The organism is Protofrankia sp. CiP1_Cm_nod4 (assembly GCF_982290645.1).
Genome location: NZ_CEVIVC010000233.1, coordinates 1 through 4,211, shown reverse-complemented (window position 1 = coordinate 4,211; position 4,211 = coordinate 1). Strand labels below are relative to the sequence as shown.

Here is a 4,211-nt window from a genome sequence, read left to right as displayed (position 1 = left end):
CACATTACGTACATGCGCGGCGTTCAGCAGCCAGCACTCGAACCGGTCTTCCAACATGTAGAACACCGGCTTCCAATAAACACCGGTAATCCGGCGTTGCGTGATGCGCGTCTGTGACGGTGGTTGACGGGAGCGGATCGGTCCGGCGCGTCCGTCACGGGCGGCGTATCTGTAGTCGCTATATTACGACACGTGATGACGGTGTGTGGGCCGTGCCGGACCCAGCGGCTGGTACTGCCGAGCGGGGAGACGACCTGGACGGTGCTCGGCGCGGACCATCGGGTGGTCGAGCCGGCGGAGGAGTTCCTCGAGTACCTGCGCGTGCAGGCGTCCTCGCCGAACACGGTGCGCTCGTATGCGCGGGCGCTCGCCCTGTGGTGGAGCTACCTGGCGGTGTTCGACCTGGACTGGGACCAGATGACGCTCGCCGGAGTGGGTGCGTTCCTGACCTGGCTGCGCGGTGGTGACGGTCCTGACGTCGTGTCGATCGAGCCGCGACCCGCGAGGGTCGGCGAGTCGACTGTCGCACAGCGGATGCGGGCAGTGACCTCGTGCTACCGCTACCACGAGCTCAACGGGGTTCCCCTCGGCGGCGACCTGGTGCGGCTGGTGCACGGGGCGCGGGCGTCCTACCTGCCGATGCTCGAGCATGTCGCCCGTCGACGGGGCCGGGAGCGGGCGGTCGTGAAGGTCCGCACTCCGTCGCGCCTGCCGCCGCCGGTGCTGACTCCGCCGCAGATCGGGCAGATCCTGGATGCCTGCGCGCGGTTCGACCCAGCGAGCGGGCAGTGGGCCGGCCGGGTGCGCGACCGGCTGCTGTTCGCCCTTCTCGCGGAGACGGGCCTGCGGCTGGGCGAGGCGTTGGGCCTGCGTCACCGGGACTGGCACACCGGCCGCGGCGACACCCCGTTCGTCGAGGTCGTGCCGCGGATCAACCCACACGGGGTGCGGGTGAAGGGCTGGCGCTACCGACGGCTGTTCGTCTCTGACGCTCTCGACCGGCTCTACGGCGAGTATCTGTGGCAGTTGTGTGACGCGGGCGCCGATCTGGCGGTGGCCGACCTCGACGAGGCGCAGGTGTTCGTGAACCTCGCGGGCGGGGCGCGGTTCGCGCCGTGGCGGCCGGAGACGGTCTACGACCTGGTTGGCCGGCTGCGCCGGGACCTGGCCGGGACGGTGCCGGCGGCCTGGACGCCGCACTGGCTGCGCCACTCGCATGCCACCGCCCTGCTGCTGACCGGGGTGCCCGACCACGTCGTCTCCCGCCGGCTCGGCCACGGCGACGTGCAGACGACGATGGCGATCTACGCCCATGTCACCGAGGAGGCCGATGCTCGGGCGGTGGCGAACTGGCGGGCGTTCACCGCCGGTTGGCGCCCCGCGGCGGCGGTGGGCGGACAGATCGGGCCGTGCTCGTGAACATCACGGTCGAGGAGCTCATGGACAACCTGGCCGCGGCGGGCTGCGGTTACGATCCCGCGGTCCTGGAGCGGCTATGGGCGGCGGTGCCCGACGACCTGCGGCTTCCGCGGCTGTCGGCGATGACCGTGCCGGAGCGTTACCGCGACGCCTGGACGGGGGGGCAGCCGCGCGAGCGCGGCGATCCTCCTCGAGCAGCTGCCCGAACCGATGCGCCGCGAGCTGACCTGGTGCTGCCTACGGGTGATCGAACTGGGCGGGAAGGTTCCGCTGCCGGCAGTGGCGATGCTGGCCCGCCGGCTCGCCGACGTCGTCGCCGACCTCGGCGATCGCGGACCGATCTCGCTGATGGGCCTGTCGGCACGCGACTGGTGCCAGCAGTTCTCCCTGGCGGTCCACCGACGCAAAGGCAGTCTGCCGACCGCGCACTCGACCCAGACCCTGCGGGAGACCCTGGTGCGTTTCCTGCGGCTGCTCACGCTCGCCTACGACGCCAGGCCCTGGTGGCAGCGGGAGTCCTGGAACCCGGTCGAGGATCCCCGCGTCCCGCTGCGCGCACACGAGCCCCAGGGCCGCGAGTCGATCCACTTCCACCGGGTCAGCGCACCCTGGCTGCGGCGCGGGCTGCAGTGGCACTGCAAGGTCAGCCTCGAGACTGGTGGGCTGCGCTGGTCGACCGTCGGCCAGCGGGTGTTCGCCCTGACCGTGTTCGACGCGTTCCTCGCCAGCCGCGGAGGACACCCGGCGCAGCTGGCGGACACCCCAGAAGCGGTGCGGGCCCTCATGCTCGACTACCTCGGCCACGTCCGCGCCCTGAGGGCCAGTCGTGGGCCGACCGAGGGACAGCCGCTGTCCGAGAACCACATCAGGACCCTGCTGATCAGTGTCGAGCAGTTCTACACCTTCATGCACGACCACAAACGCGAGGCCGCGGCAGCGCTGGGCGACCCCGGCTGGCTGCGCCTCGGTCCGGAGCATGCCACGTTCTACCGGCGCGGCGAGATCCCGCGCCCCGCCGCCGGCCGCGCCACCGGCCAGGACGTCATCTCCGACGCCGCGTTCACACGGATCATGGCGGGAATCGGGATGCTCGGCGAGCCGGTGTCCTCCGGCGGGTTCGGCGACGAGCAGGCCATGCGGATCATGATGCTGCAGGCGCGTCTCGGCCGGCGGATCAGCGAGCTGCTCCTGCTTGACCACGACCCGCTGTCCGCGCTGGCCACGCAGGCGCCGTCCGCCGAGGATCCGGACGCGTCCGCCGCCCGGCTCCGCTACCAACAGACCAAGATCGAAGGTGCGCCGGACACCGTTCTCGTCGACCACGAGATCGTGGCCATCATCCGCGCGCAGCAGCAATGGGCGGCCACATGGTTTGCCAACCATGGTGCGCCGGGACGCGCACCGCGCTACCTGTTCCTGGGCGAGAAGATGAACCGCAACGGCAACCGGCCCTACGTGTCGAGCACCCTGCACCGGATGCTCACCGAACTGGCCCACCGCCTGGACATCCGCGACGATGCCGGTCATCTCGTCGACTTCCAGCGCACACACCGCTTCCGGCACACCCGGGCGACCAGCCTGCTGAACGCCGGCGTCCCGCTGCACGTCGTCCAGCGCTACCTCGGCCACCTCTCTCCGACGATGACGATGCACTATGCCCAGACCCTCGCCGAGACACACGAGGCCGAGTTCCTGCGCTACCGGAAGATCACCGCCGATGCGCGGGACGTCGCCGCCCCGACCGCGGAGCTCTACGACCTGCTCCACCTCGACCGCCGGACCGACCGGATCCTGCCCAACGGCTACTGCCTGCTGCCGCCACGGCAGTCCTGCGAGAAGGGCAACGCGTGCCTGACATGTGACAAGTTCGCCACCGACGCGACGTTCCTTCCCGAACTGCGCACCCAGCAGGCCCGCACCCTGGCCCTGATCGACGAGCGGCAGGCCGCGTTCACCGCCCGCACCGGCGCCCCGATGAACGACGAGAACATCTGGCTGGCCGGACGCCGCCGCGAGGTCGCGGCCCTCGACGCGGTCATCACCGCGCTCGACGCCGACCCGGCCGCCCCGGGCACACCAGTGCGCGGCGCCGGGGTCGTCGCCCGCACCGACGCCGCGGCCCGCCGCGCCGAGCAGACCAGGCCCGCCGATGGCCGGTAACGTCGAGAACCTGCGCAGGGCCACCGCCGCCCGCACCGCCGGCGCCGCTGCCCGCGCCGAGACGACGTTGGAAACGATGCGCACCGCCGGCGAACCGATCACCTTCCGCGCCCTGGCCGCCCGCGCCGGAGTCTCCCTGGACTTCCTCTACCGCCAGCAGGCGATCCGCGGCCGCGTCGAACAGCTGCGCGCCACCCAGACCACCACCCCGCCCCGCCTGGCGCCTGCCCGGGACGGCGCCCACCCGGCCGCCACCAGCACCGTGGTGCGCGCGCTGACCACCCAGATCGCCGACCTCAAAGCCCGCCACCGCGCCGAGGTCTTCGAACTACGTGAAGCCCTCGCCGCCGCCCACGGCGAGAACCTGCTGCTACGCCGCCGCCTCGGCCCCCAGCACCCTGCCACCGACACCGACCCGCGCTGACGAGACCACCGGCAATCGTCTGTCACGGACGCGTCCGCGACGGCCACGACCTGCGGAAACGCCAAACTCGATCTTGAAAACTATAGATAACAGGGGTTTACTGGAAGCCGGTTTTCCACATGCTGGAAGACCAGTTCGAGTGCTGGCTTCTCAACGCGGCCCATGTGCGTAACGTACCGGGCCGGAAAACGGATGTGGCGGACGCCGT

General features: G+C 71.0%; 3 protein-coding genes and 1 pseudogene. All 4 read left to right on the top strand.

The features are described from left to right. The first annotated feature begins 195 nt into the window (after positions 1-195). Positions 196-1,419: a tyrosine-type recombinase/integrase gene (locus tag AC5LSR_RS23405; protein ID WP_493465802.1), complete on the top strand. Its 1,224-nt coding sequence runs from the start codon at positions 196-198 to the stop codon at positions 1,417-1,419. 210 nt (positions 1,420-1,629) lie between these two features. Beyond that, positions 1,630-3,579, top strand: a complete 1,950-nt coding sequence (locus AC5LSR_RS23400; RefSeq protein WP_493465801.1) for a tyrosine-type recombinase/integrase — start codon at positions 1,630-1,632, stop codon at positions 3,577-3,579. Further along, positions 3,569-4,003, top strand: coding sequence for a DUF6262 family protein (locus AC5LSR_RS23395; protein WP_493465800.1), 435 nt, complete (start codon positions 3,569-3,571; stop codon positions 4,001-4,003). Before AC5LSR_RS23400 ends, AC5LSR_RS23395 begins: the two co-directional genes overlap by 11 nt. Before the next feature lie 89 nt (positions 4,004-4,092). Further along, positions 4,093-4,211: pseudogene (locus AC5LSR_RS23390) on the top strand (IS110 family transposase); the annotation flags it as partial.

Bases quoted from the DNA above. Each gene is read 5' to 3' on its own strand.
- AC5LSR_RS23405 (WP_493465802.1), top strand. From the start codon at position 196: ATGACGGTGTGTGGGCCGTGCCGGACCCAGCGGCTGGTACTGCCGAGC.
- AC5LSR_RS23395 (WP_493465800.1), top strand. From the start codon at position 3,569: ATGGCCGGTAACGTCGAGAACCTGCGCAGGGCCACCGCCGCCCGCACC.
- AC5LSR_RS23400 (WP_493465801.1), top strand. From the start codon at position 1,630: ATGCGCCGCGAGCTGACCTGGTGCTGCCTACGGGTGATCGAACTGGGC.